The sequence below is a fragment of the Micromonospora sp. NBC_01739 genome (genome assembly GCF_035920385.1).
Taxonomy (GTDB): Bacteria; Actinomycetota; Actinomycetes; order Mycobacteriales; family Micromonosporaceae; genus Micromonospora.
Window position 1 is genome coordinate 4,971,627 of the sequence record NZ_CP109151.1, and the last position, 17,510, is coordinate 4,989,136.

Sequence of the window (17,510 nt, forward strand, 5' to 3'; positions counted from 1 at the left end):
TCAACTAGTCCTGTTCGTCAGGCTCGTCGGCATTGCGAGCAATCGCCACGATAGTCACGCCATCCGGAAGGTCCATCAGCTTGACCCCCATTGTGTTCCTGTCACGCGTGCGGCGTACAGGCTTCACCGGAGTCCGGATGACGCCACCGTTGCTGGTGATGGCGAACAGCTCGTCGTCCGGGTCGATCACCACAGCGCCGACCAGACCACCGCGCCGCTCGGTGATCTTCGCAGTCAGCACACCCTTACCTCCCCGGCCCTGCACCGGGTATTCCTCGATCGGGGTACGTTTCGCGTATCCGCCGTTCGTGGCCACCAGGACGTCCAGGCCCTCCCGGACGACCTCCATGGCCAACAACTCGTCATCATCGCTGAACCGCATACCGATCACACCCGAAGTGGCCCGACCCATCGGCCGCAGCGCCTCATCAGTGGCGTTGAACCGGATCGCCTGGGCGTTCTTGGAGACCAGCAGCAGATCATCGGTGGGGCCAACCAGCGCAGCACCGACCAGCTCGTCCTCATCGCGCAGGTTGATCGCGATGATGCCGCCGGACCGGTTGGAGTCGAACTCCTCAAGCCGCGTCTTCTTCACCAGGCCGTTCTTCGTCGCCAGGACCAGATAGGGAGCCACCTGGTAGTTCGGAATCTCGATGATCTGCGCGATCTGCTCATCCGGTTGGAAGGCGAGCAGGTTCGCCACATGCTGACCCTTGGCCACCCTACTGGCCTCAGGAAGCTCATACGCCTTGGCCCGGTAGACCCGCCCCTTATTGGTGAAGAACAGGATCCAGTCATGCGTCGAGCACACGAAGAAGTGGCTGACGATGTCGTCCTGCCGCAGAGTCGCCCCGCTGACACCCTTGCCACCACGCCGCTGAGAGCGGTAAAGGTCGACCTTCGTCCGCTTGGCGTACCCGGTACGGGTGATCGTGACCACCACGTCCTCCCGGGCGATGAGGTCCTCCATGGAGACCTCGCCGTCGAACGGGATGATCTGGGTACGCCGATCGTCGCCCCACTTCGCGACGATCTCACCCAACTCCTCCGAGACGATCCGCCGCTGCCGCTCCGGCTTGGCCAGGATGTCCTTGAGGTCGGCGATCTCCAGCTCCAACTTGGCCAGGTCGTCGAGGATCCGCTGCCGCTCCAACGCGGCCAGCCGACGCAACTGCATGTCCAGAATCGCGGTCGCCTGGATCTCGTCGATCTCCAGCAGCCGGATCAGGCCCTGCCGGGCGTCCTCCACCGTCGGCGAACGCCGGATAAGAGCGATCACCTCGTCCAGGGCGTCCAGCGCCTTGGACAGACCGCGCAGGATGTGCGCCCGCTCCTCCGCCTTGCGCAGCCGGAAGGCCGTCCGCCGCCGGATCACCTCGATCTGGTGCTCGACGTAGTAGCGGAGGAACTGCGCCAGGTTCAAGGTGCGCGGCACCCCGTCGACCAGCGCCAGCATGTTGGCGCCGAAGGTCTCCTGAAGCTGGGTGTGCTTGTAGAGGTTGTTCAGCACCACCTTCGCAACGGCGTCGCGCTTGAGCACCAGCACGATCCGCATACCGGTACGCCCGGAGGACTCGTCGCGGATGTCGGCGATGCCGGCTAGCTTGCCCTCCTTGATCAGCTCAGCGATCCGCTCGGCCAGGTTGTCCGGGTTCACCTGGTACGGCAGCTCGCTGACCACCAGGGCCGGCCGGCCGCGCTTGTCCTCCTCGACCTCGACCACGGCCCGCATCCGGATCGAACCACGACCGGTCCGGTACGCGTCCTGAATGCCCGCCTGGCCGACGATCAGACCGTAGGTGGGGAAGTCCGGGCCCTTGACGATTCCCAGCAGCGCTTCGAGGGTGGTCGGCTCGTCCGCCTCCGGGTTCTCCAGGCACCACTGCACCGCCGCCCCGATCTCCCGCAGGTTGTGCGGCGGGATCTTGGTGGCCATGCCGACCGCGATGCCCTCGGAGCCGTTGACCAGCAGGTTCGGGATCCGGGACGGCAGGATGGTGGGCTCCTTGGCCCGACCGTCGTAGTTGTCCTGCAGGTCGACGGTGTCCTCGTCGATGTCCCGCAGCATCTCCATCGCCAGCGGGTCGAGCTTGCACTCCGTGTTGTGGCTGACGAACCCGTCGGAGACGAACGAGTGGTCGTCGGTGTCCACCCGGATGCTGTAGACCGGCTGCACGCCCGCGTCGGCGACCTCGGCCACCTCGGCGTAGTAGAAGCGGCCGTCGACCAACGGCTCGACCACGTCGAGCACTTCGGCGTTGGTGATCCGGGCGGCGATCTCGTCGCGGTCCCGCTCCCACCGCTCGATCCGGTCCACGTTGTGCCGGCGCAGCCAGTCCCGCTCGGTCCAGCGGCTGGCGCCGTGCTCGCGGATGAAGTCACCGACCAGCGGCACGTGGTCGCTGGAGAGGGCCGTGCTGCTGGCTGGCACGGAGGCCAGCTCCGACTCCAGCTTGGCCTGCTTGCGGCCGAGGAAGCCGACGTGAGCGGCGAAGATCCGGGCGTCGCGGCGGTTGGTGATCACGACCTTGATCTCACCGTCGTCGTACCGGCACTGCCAGCTGACGACACCGAACTCCAGCAGCAACTGCTGCACCTCGCGGGCGAGTCGCTCGCTGCGGGTGGAGTACGAGATCTGCATGGTGTTGCGGGGCAGCAGCGAGGAGGAGCCGTCCCCCTCGAAGAGGGCCTGGAGGAAGGCTCGCTTGATCGCGGCCGGCCCCTGCCAGACGAACTCCGGCACGAACTTGTCCGCGCTACGCGCGCCGACCAGTTCACCGAGGATGCTGGCCCGCAGCGCGGACAGATCCTGGATGTCGAGCTCGTGCAGGACGCTCCCGGAGGCGATGACCCGCTCGGAGGCGTACCGAGAACCGCCGACGGCGAGGTCGTAGGCCGCCAAGACGCGGACGAAGAACTCGCGGTCGACATTGTTGAAGCCGGCTCGGTTCTCGGAGACCCATCCCTCGCTGACGAAGGCGCCCGCGAGGACGGCGGCCTCGACGTGCTCCAGCATCGGGTAGCCGATCTCGTCGGGCACGCTGCGCTGGAGGACCACCCGGTCGCCCGGGGAGACCTCGGCGAGCAGCTTCCAGAGCAGGGTCGGCACCCCGGCCACGTCCACCAGGCAGAGCACCGGGTGGTTGTGGGTACCGGTCAGCTCGTACCCCTCGCGGGTGCGCAGCCGAAGCGTCGGGTGCTCGCCGGAGTGGAAGAACTTCGACGCCCGGACCAGGTCGCCGTTGCGGTCGCGGACCTTGAGGTCGATGTCGGTCTCGCTGCTCGGCGCTGCGCCCGGGACCACGTCCCCGATCCGCACACTGCCGTCGACAGCACGAATACGGACATCTCCGGTCAGACAATAACGCATCGCCGCAGCTGGATCATTTCCAGGCGAACCGAAGTTGCCGTTGCCGTCGACCAGGGGGTAGCGCAGCGACCAGGGCTGGGCCATCCGGACCAGGGCGTCGTAGATGGCCGAGTCGCCGTGCGGGTGGAACTGGCCCATCACGTCGCCGACGACCCGGGAGCACTTCACGTAGCCCCGGTCGGGCCGGTAGCCCGAGTCGAACATGGCGTACAGGATCTTGCGGTGGACCGGCTTGAGCCCGTCCCGGACGTCCGGCAGCGCCCGACCGACGATCACGCTCATCGCGTAGTCGAGGTAGGAGCGCTGCATCTCCACCTCGAGCCCGACCGGCTCGATCCGGTCGTGCGAGACGACGGCGGCCAGCGCCTCGGGGACCTCGGGCTCGTTGGGTGTGGACTCGGGAGATTCGGTCACTGTTTACCCTTATCAGACTCAGAGTCGTACTTGCGCTGTGGATAACAGCTGTGGATAGCGGCCAAGCTGTGGATAACTCTGTGGATCGACGGCCGGCGCGGGATCGACTCCGGCCGGCCGCCGGGCCGGTCAGATGTCCAGGAAGCGGACGTCCTTGGCGTTGCGCTGGATAAATGAGCGGCGCGCCTCGACGTCCTCACCCATCAGCACACTGAACAACTCGTCGGCGGTCGCCGCGTCGTCCAGGGTGACCCGGCGCAGGGTACGGGTGGCCGGGTTCATCGTGGTCTCCCACAGCTCCGGGTAGTTCATCTCACCGAGGCCCTTGAACCGCTGGATGTCGTCCGGCTTGGCGTTCGGCTTCTTCTGCTGGCGCAGTGCGATCAGCCCGTCGCGCTCCCGGTCGGAGTAGGCGTACTGGGCGTCGTCACCCTTCTTGTTCCACTTGATCTTGTAGAGCGGCGGGGCGGCCAGGTAGACGTGGCCCATTTCGACGAGCGGCCGCATGAACCGGAACAGCAGGGTCAGCAGCAGGGTCTGGATGTGCTGGCCGTCGACGTCGGCGTCGGCCATCAGCACCACCTTGTGGTAGCGCAGCTTCTCCATGTCGAAGTCGTCGTGGATGCCGGTGCCCAGGGCGGTGATCAGCGCCTGGACCTCGTTGTTCTTCAGCACCCGGTCGATCCGGGCCTTCTCCACGTTGAGGATCTTGCCGCGGATCGGCAGGATCGCCTGGGTACGCGGGTCGCGACCCTGCTTGGCCGAGCCGCCGGCCGAGTCGCCCTCGACGATGAAGACCTCGGATTCGCGCGGGTCGGTGGACTGGCAGTCGGCCAGCTTGCCGGGCATCGAGCCGGATTCCAGCAGCGACTTGCGGCGGGCCAGCTTGCGGGCCTGCTGGGCGGCGATGCGGGCGCGGGCGGCCTGGGAGGCCTTGGTGATGATGATCTTCGCTTCGGCGGGGTTGCGGTCCAGCCAGTCGACCAGCCGGTCGTTGCAGACCCGCTGGACGAAGCTCTTGACCGGGGTGTTGCCGAGTTTGGTCTTGGTCTGACCCTCGAACTGCGGGTTGGTCAGCTTGACCGAGATGATCGCGGCCAAGCCCTCGCGGATGTCCTCACCGGAGAGCTTCTCATCGCCCTTGAGCAGCTTCTTGTCGGCGCCGTACCGGTTGACCACGCTGGTCAGCGCGGCCCGGAAGCCTTCCTCGTGGGTGCCGCCCTCGTGGGTGTTGATGTTGTTGGCGAAGGTGTAGACCGACTCGCCGTACGACTCGTTCCACTGCATGGCGATCTCGAGGGACATGCCCTCTTCCTCGGAACCGAACTCGATCACGGTCTTGTGGATCGGGGTCTTCGAGGCGTTGAGGTGGCGGACGAAGTCGGCGATGCCGCCGTCGTACTTGAAGGTGACCTCGCGCGGCTTGCCGTCCTCGTCCTCGGCGACCCGCTCGTCGAGCAGGTGGATGGTGAGGCCGCGGGTGAGGAAGGCCATCTCCTGAAGGCGCCGGTAGATGGTCTGGAAGTCGAAGTCGACCGTCTCGAAGACGTCCGGGTCGGGCCAGAAGGAGACCGCCGAGCCGGTGCGGTCGGTGGGCTCACCCTTCTCCAGGGTGCTGGGCTTGGAGTGGTCGTACTGCTGCCGCCAGACGAAGCCGTCCTTGTGGATCTCGACGGCCATCTTGGTGGAGAGCGCGTTCACCACGGAGACGCCGACGCCGTGCAGGCCGCCGGAGACGGCGTACGCCTTGCCGTCGAACTTGCCGCCGGCGTGCAGCACGGTCAACGCGACCTCGACTCCGGGCTTCTTCAGCTTGGGGTGCAGGTCGACCGGGAAGCCCCGGCCGTTGTCGGTGACCCGGACCCCGCCGTCGGCGAGCAGCACGACGTCGATGGTGTCGCAGTATCCGGCCATCGCCTCGTCGACCGCGTTGTCGACGACCTCCCACACCAGGTGGTGCAGACCGCGTTCGCCGGTCGAGCCGATGTACATACCGGGCCGCTTGCGGACCGCCTCCAGCCCTTCGAGGACGGTGATCGACTCGGCCCCGTACTGCTGATTTTCCTGCGCTGCCACCCTCGGCCACTTTCTCGCACCCGGCGTGCCGTCAGGCACGTCGGACGCGGGTTCGGCGGACAGGGCGCGACGTCGGCGCGCGGACCGGTACCTGGGACAATTCCGGAGTACGGGTCGAACGCGCCGGTCGCCGCGGTTGCCCGCGGATCGCGATCGGCTCGACCCGAGTCGGACAAGTTTCGCCGGCCCGCACCGGGCCCACGAAGCGTCGCTCCGCACCGGGTCTTCGTCTCACGCCAATCTTACTGTGCGGGGGCGATAGAACCACCACTCGGCACCCCTTCGCGGGGGCTCAGATTCACGTAGCGGGCCGAACCGCGCCGTCTGCGACTCCCCCTACACGCCAAGGCATGATCAGCCGATCTGCCGCGTGACGGCGATGCAGGCCGGGGGTCCGACACTCCCCGGCCGGGAGCCGGTACCGTCCACGGCGGGCTTTTTCCGGCACCAGGGTCAACGGTCGGCCTTGATCTTTCTGGGCCGGAACCGGACGATCGACCCGATCAGACTCGACCTGTGCATGTGAGAGGTGGACACCAGATGGGGCTGGACAACGTCGCGGTCCAGTGGCCGCGGACCGGCCGCTTCTACGACCCGGTCGCACCGGCCGAGTTCGTCGACTTCGGCGACATCGTCGATGTGCCGGGGATCTCGGCCCCGACCGCCGCGCTAGCGGAACTGATCGCGAAGACCGGCACCGTCCGGGCGACCGCGTACACCGAGGTGGTGGATCTGATCCTCGGTCTGGACGGGGTGCTCTACGCCACCGAGGCGGCGGCGGAGGACGAGGATCCGGTCATCGACCCGGACGGGTGCGCCTGGATCGCCGGCGGCATCGAGCGGTTCGTCGCCGCGCACCGGCCGCACGGTGAGGCGGTCAGCTTCGAGTCCGTCGGGGTGGTGCTGCGCTCGCTGCTGGCCGACGGTCGTCTGGCCGAGCAGCAGCTGCGTTGGCTGGACAGTCGGCTGGAGGCGCTGCGCGACGACAGCGGGGCCGCACCCCAGTGGACCTTCACCTGTGCGGAGCTGAGTGTGGTGGCGGCCTTCTACCGGCGCTGCGCGGACCGGGGCTTCGCGGTGTACGCGGACTCGGCGGCGCCGCGCCGGGCGGTCCAGCCGTAGGCCGTCAGCCGTAGGTGTCGCGGGGGCCTCGGCCGCGTACCCGGCGGGGGCCCCGGGACCAGGAGGGCGCGGCCGGGCCGTGGATGTGCAGTTTGCGTACGACATTGTGGCCGATCTCACGGCCGATCTGTTGCAGCAGGGAGCCGGCTAGCAGGCGCAGTTGGGTGGCCCAGGCGGTGGACCGGGCCTCCACGGTCAATTCGCCGTTCTCCAGCTTGACCGGTCGGCTGTGTTGGGCCACCTCCGCTCCGACGACCCGTTCCCAGGCCCCGAAGACGGTCGCCTCGGCGGCCGGTTGTTGCCAACCTCGCGCCTTGACCAGTCGGTTCAGCACGGCACCGAGGGGTTGGGGGTCGCGGGGGTCCGGTCCGGGGCCGGAGTAGCCGCGCAGCCGCCGTTCACCGCCGGCCCCGTCGGTGGTACGGCGGCGGGGGCGTGCGGCCGCGGCCCGGCGGGCCTTGGCCGCGTCGAGCACCGCCCGGGCCAGTTCCGGCCCGGACACCCCCTCCGGCACCTCGGGAGTCCCGCCCGGTGTCCGGTCGCTGCCCTCGGCGGGGTGGTGTTTCGACTCATCCGGCACGTCGTACCGTCCCCTCCGCCACCTCGTACCGGGCGCCGCGGAGGGCCTCGGGTACGTCGTCGGCGACCGCGCAGGTGACCAGCAGTTGACTGGCCCCGCTGACCAGTTCGGCGAGCCGTTCCCGGCGGCCGGCGTCCAGTTCGGCGAAGACGTCGTCGAGGACGAGTACGGGTTCGATGCCGTCGTCGCGCAGCAGGTCGTAGCCGGCCAGCCGCAGCGCCAGGGCGTACGACCAGGATTCGCCGTGGCTGGCGTACCCCTTGGCGGGCAGGGGTCCGAGGCTGAGGGTCAGGTCGTCGCGGTGCGGGCCGACCAGGGTGGTGCCCCGCTCGATCTCGGCGGAACGTTGCTGCTCCAGGGCGGCGGCGAGCAGTTTGGCGAGGTTCTCCCGGTCGGCGATCGGCTCGGTCAGTTCGACGCAGGGCCGGTAGGCGATGGTGGCCGCGCCCCGCCCGGCGGCGACCGCCTCGTACGCCTTGGCGACGTGTGGGGTCAACGCGGCGACCAGTTCCAGTCGGCCGGCGAGCAGTTCGGCGCCGTGTCGGGCCAGGTGGGTGTCCCAGACGGCCAGGGTGGACAGGTCCCCGCCGCGGGTGCCGCCGGTCTTGCGGGCCAGGTACGCGGTACGCAGCAGGGCGTTGCGTTGTTTGACCACCCGGTCGTAGTCGGCGCGTACGCCCGCGTAGCGGGGTTGGCGCAGCACCAGCAGGTCGTCCAGGTAGCGGCGGCGTTCGGCGGGGTCGCCCCGGACGAGTTCGAGATCCTCCGGGGCGAAGAGCACCAGCCGTAGTGCGCCGAGCACGTCGCGGGCGCGGCGGGCCGGGGAGCGGCCCAGTCGGGCCCGGTTGGCCTTACCGGGCACGATCTCCAGTTCGACGAGCAGTTCCCGACCCTGGTGTACGACCGCGCACCGGATCACCGCGGCGGAGGCACCCATCCGGACCAGTGGCGCGTCCGTGGCGACCCGGTGGGAGTCCAGGGTCGCCACGTAGCCGAGCGCCTCCACCAGGTTGGTCTTGCCGACCCCGTTGGCGCCGATCAGGATGTTCGGTCCCGGTTCGAGGTCGACACCGATCCGCTCGTACGAGCGGAAGTCGACCAGTTCGAGCCGGCGGACGTACACGGGGGCCGAGTGCCGGTCAGCGCTTGCGTACGGCGTGGCCGCCGAACTGTTGGCGCAGTGCGGAGACGGCCTTCAGGGCCGGCGACTCCTCCTGGCGGGAGGCGAACCGGGCGTACAGCGAGGCGGTGATGACGTGTAGGGGTACGGCCAGGCGGACCGCCTCGTCGACCGTCCAGCGGCCCTCGCCGGTGTCCTCGGTGTAGTCGGTCAGCTGGGCCAACTCCGGGTCCTCGTCGAGCGCCCGGTCGAGCAGGTCCAGCAGCCAGGAGCGCACCACGGTGCCTTCCCGCCAGGACTTGATCACCCCGGGCACGTTGGTGACCAGCTCGGAGGCGGTCATCAGCTCGTAGCCCTCGGCGTAGGCGTGCATCAGGCCGTACTCGATGCCGTTGTGCACCATCTTGGCGTAGTGGCCGGCACCGACCGGACCGGCGTGCACGAAGCCGTACTCGCTCTCGGGCTTGAGGGCCTCGAAGATCGGCATGAGTCGCTCGACGTGCTCCTCGGAGCCTCCGACCATCAGGCCGTAGCCGTTCTGCCGGCCCCAGACACCCCCGGAGACCCCCACGTCGACGTAGCCGATGCCGCGCTTGTTGAGGCGTTCGGCGCGCGGGGCGTCGTCGCTGAAGCGCGAGTTGCCGCCGTCGATGATGATGTCGCCTTCGCCGAGCACCTCGGCCAGTTCGTCGATGGTGGCGTCGGTGACGGCGGCGGGCACCATCACCCAGACCGCGCGGGGGGCCGCCAACTTCTCGGCCAGTTCCGCGACGTTCGCGACATCACTCAGCTCCGCGTTGTGGTCCAAACCGACCACCTCGTGTCCGGCGGCGCGCAGTCGCTCGCGCATGTTGCCGCCCATCCGACCGAGGCCTACCAGGCCGAGCTGCATCTCGTGGTTACCTTTCGTGGGGTGCTGGTGCTCTGCGATCAGCGGGATACGCGGATCGGCATGATGAGGTACCGGTACCCACCGATGAGCTCGCCATCCTCGCCGGCAGGGGAAATCACCGCGGGCTTGAAGGCGTCGACGAACTGCAGTACGGCGAACTGGGCGCCGAGGTTTGACAGCCCGTCGATGAGGTACTGCGGGTTGAAACCGATGGTCAGGGGTTCGCCGGTGAAGGTGGCCTCCATGGCCTCGCTGGCCCGGGCCTCCTCGGTGCCGCCGGCCTCGACGACCAGCCCGTCGGCGCTGAAGCTGAGCAGTACGGGGGTGGTGCGTTCGGCGACCAGGGCCACCCGCTTGACGACCTCGATGAGGGTGCTCACCGGCACCCGGGCCTCGGCGTTGTGGCTGGCGGGGAAGAGCGAGCGCACCGGCGGGTAGTTGGCCCCGTCGAGCAGCCGGCTGGTGGTGCGCCGGGTGCCGCCGGAGAATCCGATCATCCCCTCGCCGGCCGAGCCCTGGGACAGGGCCATGGTGACCTGGCCGCCCAGCGGCCCGAGGGCCTTGGCGGTGTCGTTGAGGGTGCGGGCCGGCACCAGGGCGTTGATGCTGATCTGCGGGTCGTCCGGGTTCCACTCCATCTCGCGCAGCGCCAGGCGGTAGCGGTCGGTGGCGAGCATGGACAGGGTGCCACCGGACAACTCGACCCGGACCCCGGTCATCATCGGCAGGGTCTCGTCCCGGCTGGCCGCGACGGCCACCTGGGCGACGGCGGCGGCGAAGGCGGCCGCGTCGATCGTGCCGGCGCTCTCCGGCATCTCCGGCAGGGTGGGGTAGTCCTCCACCGGCATGGTGGGCAGGGTGAACCGGGCGCTGCCGCAGACCAGTTCGAGGTGTGCCCCCACTGCGGCGATGTCCACCGGCTTGCCGGGCAGGGCCTTGGTGATCTCGGCCAGCAGGCGGCCGGAGACCAGCGCGGCGCCGTCGGCGTCGCCCTGCACCTCCACGGTCACCTGGCTGGAGACCTCGTAGTCGAAGCCGGAAACCTGCAGGGTGCCGTCGGTGACACGGAGCATCACGCCGGCCAGCACCGGCACGGACGGCCGGTTGGGCAGGCTCTTGGCGGTCCAGGCCACGGCCTCGGCGAGCGCGTCGCGCTCCACTCGGAACTTCATCAATGCCTCCGCGTCGACGTCGACGTCGTCAACTCTCTCATGCCGGCCGCTGCCCACTGACCCGCCTGGCGTGCGGTACCCCTCGCACCTTAGGGCGCGAGGGTATCGGCTGTGTGTCCGACCCCGTGGATCGTGTCGATGCTGACGCGGTCTGCGGCAGCAATCGAGACGATCCACAGGAAGTCCAACGGTGATGATTGGTTTTCGTTCTTTTAGAAGAGATAACCCATCGTCTTCATCGCACCTGTGCAAACTGTGGAGAACTCTCGTCTGCCCTGGTCAGAGCGTTGCGGGCCGGTGGGTTTCTTGTGGACAACCCGGGGTACAACCTGCTGCTTCGTCCACAGGTGGTCTCCGCGTCCCCAGTTGTCCACCGTCGTCCACTGGTTATCCACCGGTTATCCACCGACTTTCTCCCCAGCCCTGTGGATCGGGGTGGAGCGGATCAGGCTCGTTTTCCCCAGAACCTTCAACAGGTTGCCCACAGGGGGGTCCTGGGCGGTGGACAGAGCGAGCGGTTGTCCCCAGGCGTCCACAGGCGTCCACAACCTTGTCCCCAGCTTTTCTCCACAGCCTGTGGGTAACCGGCCATATGCAGCGCGTGGTTATCCACAGCCTGTGGGCGAGGAGTTGTGGACAACGAGTGGGCACCTGTGGGGTCACGGCCTCGATGCTGTGGTCTACACCTCGTCGAGAGTCAACTCTGCGGCACCAGAAAGCCCGGCCGGGTGGTCCCGGCCGGGCTGCTGTGGAGACGTACGTCTCTCAGGTGTTCTGCTTGATCCGGTTGGTCAGCTCGGCGATCTGGTTGTAGAGCGAGCGCCGTTCGGCCATCTGCTGGCGGATCTTCCGGTCGGCGTGCATGACGGTGGTGTGGTCCCGGCCACCGAAGGCCTGGCCGATGCGGGGCAGCGACAGGTCGGTCAGCTCGCGACACAGGTACATGGCCACCTGTCGGGCGTTGACGAGCACCCGGGAGCGGGAGTGGCCCCGCAGGTCCTCCAGGCTGACACCGAAGTAGTCGGCGGTGGAGACCATGATCTGGTCGGCGGTGATCTCCGGGCCGGCGCCGTCCGGGATGAAGTCCCGCAGCACCTCCTCGGCCAGGGACAGCTCGACACTGGAGCGGGTCAGGCTGGCGAAGGCGGTGACCCTGATCAGGGCCCCCTCCAACTCCCGGATCGAGTTGGACACCCGGGAGGCGATGAACTCCAGCACGTCCGGCGGGGCGTACAGCCGCTCCTGCGCCGCCTTCTTCTGCAGGATCGCGATCCGGGTCTCCAGGTCCGGCGGCTGGATGTCGGCCAGCAGGCCCCACTCGAAGCGGGTCCGCAGCCGGTCCTCCAGGGTCGCCAGCTGCTTCGGCGAGCGGTCCGAGGTGATCACGATCTGCTTGTTGGCGTTGTGCAGGGTGTTGAAGGTGTGGAAGAACTCCTCCTGGGTCCGCTCGCGGTTCTCCAGGAACTGAATGTCGTCGATCAGCAGGATGTCGACGTCGCGGTAGCGGCGCTGGAAGGCGCTGGTCTTGTCGTCCCGCAGGGAGTTGATGAAGTCGTTGGTGAACTCCTCGGTCGAGACGTACCGGACCGAGCGGGCGTTGCCCAGGGTGGTGGCGTAGTGCCCGATGGCGTGCAGCAGGTGGGTCTTGCCCAGCCCGGAGCTGCCGTAGATGAACAACGGGTTGTACGCCTTCGCCGGTGACTCGGCCACCGCGACCGAGGCGGCGTGGGCGAAGCGGTTGGACGAGCCGATGACGAAGGTCTCGAACATGTACTTCGGGTTGAGCCGGTTACCGCCGCTGTCCGCACCGGCCGGCAGCCGCCGGTCGTCGCGGGAGCGGTGATCCTGGCCACTACGACCGGGACCGCTGTCCGTGCCGCCGTCGCCCGGCATCGGGCGCATCAGGTGCTGGTCGCGGGGAGGCTCGCCGTACCGGCCGCCGAATCCGTGCGGGCCGCTGGGCGGCGGATCCACCCGGCCGGCCTGTTCCGTGTAACCGAGTCGCTGGGCCGGCCGCCGAGCGTCACCCGGCCGGCTCGGCTCTACGAAGGCCGTACCGAAGAGGGTCTCCTGACCCTCGGCCACGGGCGGACCGGTACGCGGGCTGGCGGTGGCGTCGGCGGGGTGGGGGGCCTCCGGTGCCGGGCGATCGAACCGGTGGGGGTGGTGCTGCTCGGGGATGAGCGGCAGCTGCTGGCGGTCCTCGGTCGGCGCGTCCGGCGCGGCGGGGCCGTCGAAGTCGACCGGGCCGCCGTCGTGCGCTCCCGCGCCCGGCTCCGGAGCGCTGCGGTAGACCGTGCCTTCGGTACGGCCGTCCTCGGGCAGCCGAACGGTGACCGCCACCTGTATCGGTCGGCCGAGCCGGCGGGTGAGAGCCTCGGTGATGGCCGGCCGCAACCGCGACTCGATCACATCTCGGGTGAAGGCGTCGGGCACGGACAGCAGCACGGTGTCCTCGACGATGGCCCGCAACCGGGTCAGTCGCAGGTACGCCCGCTGCTGCGCGGAGATGATCTCGTCGGCGAGTTCATCCGTGGTCGCCGTCCACACCGCGGCAAGGTCGGTCGTACCGGCCACCGTCGTGCCACCCCCTCGCCTCTGCTCCCGGATGCCGCTGTCCCCCCGGCCATCCGGGAGGCCCAGTGCCGGGCAGGTGTGACCGGTAGCCCACCCGTCGTCCCACCCGGTCGTTCTCCACAAGTTATCCACAGCCTGTGTACCGACCGATTGTGGCCGCCTGCCGGGCGTGGGTCGGACCTACCCCCTGCCATGGCCGGGTGCTGAAGCGGGGTTCACCGTGCCGAACGATTCACCACCGTGTCCGGTCTTGCCCTGCCGGCGACATCCCGGACCTGGAGACGCTGACCGCAATCGGGCACGGTAACAGCGATGTCGCCGCATCATCAACCGTCGACGCGCCTGGCACCTTGTCGGCATCAGTGAAAACAGCCCCTTCGGTCCTCCTTCGTCCCAGGTGACCGTACGGGTCCCGCTGGTTTGACGGTCATTGCACCCCGACCTACGCTGGAGGGGCTGCTCTCACGCCCTCTGCTAGGGTGATGGGTGCTCGCTGCCTGTGAGGGCTCCCGACGTTCCTGAGATGTCGCGGAGTGTGCGCTCGTCGCACCCGTCCGGGCAGCACCGATCGAGGCCGCCACGCGGCGGCCTGGCCCACCATGACCTCGGCGACTGATGCCGTGGCCGTCCGACAACGGAGAGCCTGACGTGAGCAAGCGCACCTACCAGCCGAACAACCGCCGGCGCGCGAAGACCCACGGCTTCCGGCTGCGTATGCGCACCCGGGCCGGCCGCGCCATCCTTTCGACCCGTCGCGCCAAGGGTCGCGCCCGCCTGTCGGCCTGAGGCCGACCGGGCCCGCTCCCGGGGAACTGGCAGTCGTGCTGACAGCCGCGCATCGACTGCGGCGCAGCAGCGACTTCGCCGCAGCGGTTCGCGGTGGCCGTCGGGCTGGTCGAGGCACCCTGGTGGTGCATCTGACACTACCGGCGGTTACCGGAGGCACACCAGACGTAACACCGGAACCGGCACGGGGTGGCACGGAGGAGAACTCCGCGCCGGTGTCCCGTGCCGGTTTCGTGGTTTCCAAGGCCGTGGGGCCGGCGGTGGTCCGGAACAAGGTCCGTCGCCGGTTGCGGCATCTGGTCCGGGAGCGGCTGGCGGACCTACCGCCCGGGAGCACCCTCGTCGTACGGGCCCTGCCGGCCGCTGCGGAGGCCACCTACCAGCGCCTCGGTGCCGACCTGGACGACGCTCTGAGCGCCGCCCGGACCAGCCGGGGGCGGCGACGGTGAGCACCCAGCCGCCGGTGGGCCCGCCGACCAGCCTCGGTGCCCGGATGCTGACCCTGCCCATCATCGCGTACCGTCGGTGGATAAGTCCGGCACTGCCGGCCCGCTGTCGGTTCTACCCGTCCTGTAGCGCGTACGCCCTGGAGGCGGTCACCCGACACGGCGCCTTTCGGGGAGCCGGGCTGACGGTCCGGCGACTGTCGCGCTGCCATCCATTCAATCCTGGTGGATACGACCCGGTACCGGAGCCGGGCGACCGCCGAGCTGCCGACGTGACTGGAGCCTGAGTGTTTAGTCTCGACTGGATCTACTACGCGATCTCGTGGATCCTGCTGGCCTGGCATTCGGCCTGGGACGCCATCGGGGTTCCGGACACCACGGTCATCGGCACCAACTGGTCCTGGATCCTGGCCATCATCTTCCTGGTGGTCACCGTCCGGGTGATCCTCTTCCCGATCTTCGTCAAGCAGATCAAGTCGCAGCGGGCGATGCAGGCGCTTCAGCCGCAGGTGAAGGCCCTGCAGGAGAAGCACAAGGGTGACCGGGAGACGCTCCAGAAAGAGATGATGGAGCTCTATCGGAAGGAAAAGGCCAACCCGTTGATGGGCTGCCTTCCGATGTTCCTCCAGATCCCGGTCTTCCTCGGCCTCTTCCACGTGCTGCGCCGGCTGAACCCGGATCCGGGGAAGACCAACAAGGACATCTACGGCTGGACGGTCGAGCAGTTCAACAGCGCCTCGGACGCCACCCTGTTCACCGCCCCGATCGCCAGCAAGTTCGGCTCCACGGCGGCGGAGCTGGCCCAGCTCGGGGCCAACGGCACCACCGTCAAGATCATGGCCGGTGTGCTGGTGCTGGTGATGATGGGCACCACCTACCTCACCAGCCGTCAGATGATCCTCAAGACCGGCTGGGCGGAGGACCCCCAGCAGCGGATGATCCAGCGCCTGATGCTCTACGGCATCCCGCTGTCCCTGTTGGTCTCCGGCGCGATCTTCCCGATCGGTGTGATCATCTACTGGGTCACCAACAACCTCTTCACCCTCGGCCAGCAGCAGTGGGTGCTGCGGAAGTTCCCCCCGCCGGTGACCGCTACCAGCAAGCCGGGCACCGGCAAGCAGCAGCCGGCGAAGACCACCGGCCTGTTCGGCCGCAGCAAGCCCGCCCCGGAGCCGACCAAGCCGGCCGCGCCGAAGGTCGCCGGCCCGAAGCCGGGGGCCAAGCCGGCCAACCCGAAGAAGGGCCGCCCCGCCAAGCGGCAGGGCTGAACCCTCCGGGCCGTCGCCGGGAAGCCGGTGACGGCCCGTCGCGTGACGTGCTGCCGCCGAGAGGCCGGCGCCGCAGGCGGGAAGCGCCGCGCAGGTCGCGGTGGAGGGGCGAGACTGCCCCTACAGACGTGCCCGTGGGCACCGGCGAGGTCCCGCCGGCCCCGGGGAACCAGCGGACCGCAGGTCCGGCCGAGCGAGTACGGAGATGAACCGTGACCGACACCAGCATCCCCCGCGCCGACCAGCCCACGGACGAGGAGCCGACTGCGGCGGCTCCGGTAGACGGCGAGCCTGAGGCGACCGAGGCGGCGCCGTCCAAGAGTGAGGGCGACCTGTTCCGGCAGAGTGAGATCGCAGCCGACTATGTCGAGGGGCTCCTCGACATCCTCGACTACGACGGCGACATCGACGAGTTGGTGTCCGGTGGTCGACCGGTGGTCGAGGTGGTCGGCGGCCGCCTGCAGAATCTCGTCGGCCAGCGGGGTGCCACCCTCGAAGCCCTCCAGGAGTTGGCCCGACTGGCCGTCTTCCGGCAGACCGGGTCACCCAGCCGACTGCTGCTCGACGTGGGTGGCTACCGGGCCGGCCGGCGCAAGGAACTGGCCGCGGTGGCGCGTAACGCCGTCGAGAAGGTCAAGGAGCACGGCGAGGCGGTGCGGCTGGAGCCGATGTCCGCCTTCGAGCGTAAGTGCGTGCACGACGTGGTGAACGCGATCGACGGGGTGGAGAGCGAGTCTGAAGGTGTCGAGCCCAACCGGCGGATCGTCGTCCGCCCCGCGGACTGAGCGGGTGAACCGAGACGACCTCCAGGGTGTCCCGACCGGCCCGGGTGGCGCGCCGCCCGGGCCGCCGGCTGTCCGGCCCGGACACCCTGCCTCGCCCGACCCGACCGTGGCGGTGTTGCCACCGGAGTTGGCCGGGGCGGCCGGGCGGCTCTTCGGTGATCGGCTTGACCTGGCTGCCGCGTACGCCGAACTGCTGGCCACCGACGGTGTCGTACGCGGCCTCATCGGGCCCCGCGAGGCACCTCGGATCTGGGACCGGCATCTGCTGAACTGCGCGGTGGTGGGTGAGTTGATTCCGAACGGCGCCACCGTGATCGACGTGGGGTCCGGGGCGGGACTGCCCGGGCTGGTGCTCGCCATCGCCCGTCCCGACCTGCGGGTGACCTTGCTGGAACCACTGGCCCGTCGCACCGCCTTCCTCACCGAGGCGGTGGAGGAGTTGGGGCTGGACGTTGAGGTGCGGCGAGGTCGGGCCGAGGAGGCCGCGACGGGACCCGACCCGTTGCAGGCCGACGTGGTGACCGCCCGTGCGGTGGCGCCCCTGGACCGACTGGCCGCCTGGTGCCTGCCGCTGGCGGTGCTGGGTGGCCGGCTGGTGGCCCTCAAGGGCGCCTCGGCGGCAGAGGAGATCGTCGAACACGCTCCGGCGGTGCATCGCCTGGGCGGGGCGGAGCCCGTGCTGCACCGGTGCGGCGAGGGCATCATCGACCCGCCCACCGTGGTGGTCGAGATCGCGCGAGACCGTCTGGTCGGTGCTGCGGCCCGTGCCGCGGTCAAGAAGGCCCGGGGAAAGAGGTCCCGCCCGCAGCGGTGAACGGGGCTCATATTCCCCTCCGGGCGGCGGTCAATGTGGGTGCAATCCGGCGGGTTGCGAACCCAACATGGACCGGCCACGCCCATGG

14 protein-coding genes are annotated in these 17,510 nt (G+C 69.1%); 7 read left to right on the forward strand and 7 right to left on the reverse strand.

The window, feature by feature from the left end; all coding sequences use genetic code 11:
• Positions 1-4: 4 nt before the first annotated feature.
• Both gyrA and gyrB read right to left on the reverse strand, forming a co-directional pair.
• Positions 5-3,679 (reverse strand): intein-containing DNA gyrase subunit A, encoded by a 3,675-nt coding sequence (gene gyrA / locus OIE53_RS22580; protein WP_393339004.1) that lies wholly within the window; start codon positions 3,677-3,679, stop codon positions 5-7.
• Positions 3,680-3,913: 234 nt separating this feature from the next.
• On the reverse strand, positions 3,914-5,860 hold the full coding sequence (gyrB, locus tag OIE53_RS22585) for a DNA topoisomerase (ATP-hydrolyzing) subunit B (RefSeq protein WP_327023505.1): 1,947 nt from the start codon (positions 5,858-5,860) through the stop codon (positions 3,914-3,916).
• Positions 5,861-6,400: 540 nt separating this feature from the next.
• On the opposite strand from gyrB, the gene OIE53_RS22590 reads away from it, so the two are divergent.
• Positions 6,401-6,982 carry a hypothetical protein gene (locus tag OIE53_RS22590; protein ID WP_327023506.1) on the forward strand — a complete coding sequence of 194 codons (582 nt, stop codon included), beginning with the start codon at positions 6,401-6,403 and terminating at the stop codon, positions 6,980-6,982.
• A gap of 4 nt (positions 6,983-6,986) precedes the next feature.
• On the opposite strand, the gene OIE53_RS22595 is transcribed toward OIE53_RS22590, so the two are convergent.
• The 5 genes from OIE53_RS22595 to dnaA form a co-directional block, all read right to left on the reverse strand.
• The gene (locus OIE53_RS22595; protein WP_442791350.1) at positions 6,987-7,562 is read right to left on the reverse strand and encodes a DUF721 domain-containing protein; all 576 of its coding nucleotides are present in this window, start codon (positions 7,560-7,562) and stop codon (positions 6,987-6,989) included.
• Complete coding sequence (gene recF / locus OIE53_RS22600) at positions 7,552-8,685, reverse strand: DNA replication/repair protein RecF (protein ID WP_327023507.1); 1,134 nt, start codon at positions 8,683-8,685, stop codon at positions 7,552-7,554. Before recF ends, OIE53_RS22595 begins: the two co-directional genes overlap by 11 nt.
• Before the next feature lie 16 nt (positions 8,686-8,701).
• Positions 8,702-9,574, reverse strand: a complete 873-nt coding sequence (gene gnd, locus OIE53_RS22605) for a phosphogluconate dehydrogenase (NAD(+)-dependent, decarboxylating) (protein WP_327023508.1) — start codon at positions 9,572-9,574, stop codon at positions 8,702-8,704.
• 38 nt (positions 9,575-9,612) lie between these two features.
• Positions 9,613-10,746 (reverse strand): DNA polymerase III subunit beta, encoded by a 1,134-nt coding sequence (gene dnaN / locus OIE53_RS22610; protein WP_327023509.1) that lies wholly within the window; start codon positions 10,744-10,746, stop codon positions 9,613-9,615.
• Between the two features lie 765 nt (positions 10,747-11,511).
• On the reverse strand, positions 11,512-13,323 hold the full coding sequence (gene dnaA, locus OIE53_RS22615; RefSeq protein ID WP_327023510.1) for a chromosomal replication initiator protein DnaA: 1,812 nt from the start codon (positions 13,321-13,323) through the stop codon (positions 11,512-11,514).
• A 648-nt stretch (positions 13,324-13,971) separates the two neighbouring features.
• Between dnaA and rpmH the strand changes: the two genes are divergently transcribed.
• From rpmH to rsmG, 6 genes are all read left to right on the forward strand, one after another.
• Positions 13,972-14,109: a 50S ribosomal protein L34 gene (rpmH, locus tag OIE53_RS22620; RefSeq protein ID WP_007073824.1), complete on the forward strand. Its 138-nt coding sequence runs from the start codon at positions 13,972-13,974 to the stop codon at positions 14,107-14,109.
• 35 nt (positions 14,110-14,144) lie between these two features.
• Entirely contained in the window at positions 14,145-14,558 is a 414-nt protein-coding gene (rnpA, locus tag OIE53_RS22625) for a ribonuclease P protein component (RefSeq protein WP_327023511.1), read from the forward strand.
• A gap of 44 nt (positions 14,559-14,602) precedes the next feature.
• The gene (gene yidD, locus OIE53_RS22630) at positions 14,603-14,842 is read left to right on the forward strand and encodes a membrane protein insertion efficiency factor YidD (RefSeq protein ID WP_327023512.1); all 240 of its coding nucleotides are present in this window, start codon (positions 14,603-14,605) and stop codon (positions 14,840-14,842) included.
• Positions 14,843-15,823: a membrane protein insertase YidC gene (yidC, locus tag OIE53_RS22635; protein ID WP_327023514.1), complete on the forward strand. Its 981-nt coding sequence runs from the start codon at positions 14,843-14,845 to the stop codon at positions 15,821-15,823.
• A gap of 212 nt (positions 15,824-16,035) precedes the next feature.
• On the forward strand, positions 16,036-16,608 hold the full coding sequence (locus tag OIE53_RS22640) for a Jag family protein (protein WP_327023515.1): 573 nt from the start codon (positions 16,036-16,038) through the stop codon (positions 16,606-16,608).
• Positions 16,609-16,714: 106 nt separating this feature from the next.
• On the forward strand, positions 16,715-17,422 hold the full coding sequence (rsmG, locus tag OIE53_RS22645; RefSeq protein WP_327027341.1) for a 16S rRNA (guanine(527)-N(7))-methyltransferase RsmG: 708 nt from the start codon (positions 16,715-16,717) through the stop codon (positions 17,420-17,422).
• Positions 17,423-17,510: the final 88 nt, after the last annotated feature.

Coding starts and splice junctions, on each gene's coding strand:
- gyrA (WP_393339004.1), bottom strand. CDS start 3,679: ATGCAGCGCTCCTACCTCGACTACGCGATGAGCGTGATCGTCGGTCGG.
- OIE53_RS22590 (WP_327023506.1), top strand. CDS start 6,401: ATGGGGCTGGACAACGTCGCGGTCCAGTGGCCGCGGACCGGCCGCTTC.
- gnd (WP_327023508.1), bottom strand. CDS start 9,574: ATGCAGCTCGGCCTGGTAGGCCTCGGTCGGATGGGCGGCAACATGCGC.
- dnaN (WP_327023509.1), bottom strand. CDS start 10,746: ATGAAGTTCCGAGTGGAGCGCGACGCGCTCGCCGAGGCCGTGGCCTGG.
- yidD (WP_327023512.1), top strand. CDS start 14,603: ATGCTGACCCTGCCCATCATCGCGTACCGTCGGTGGATAAGTCCGGCA.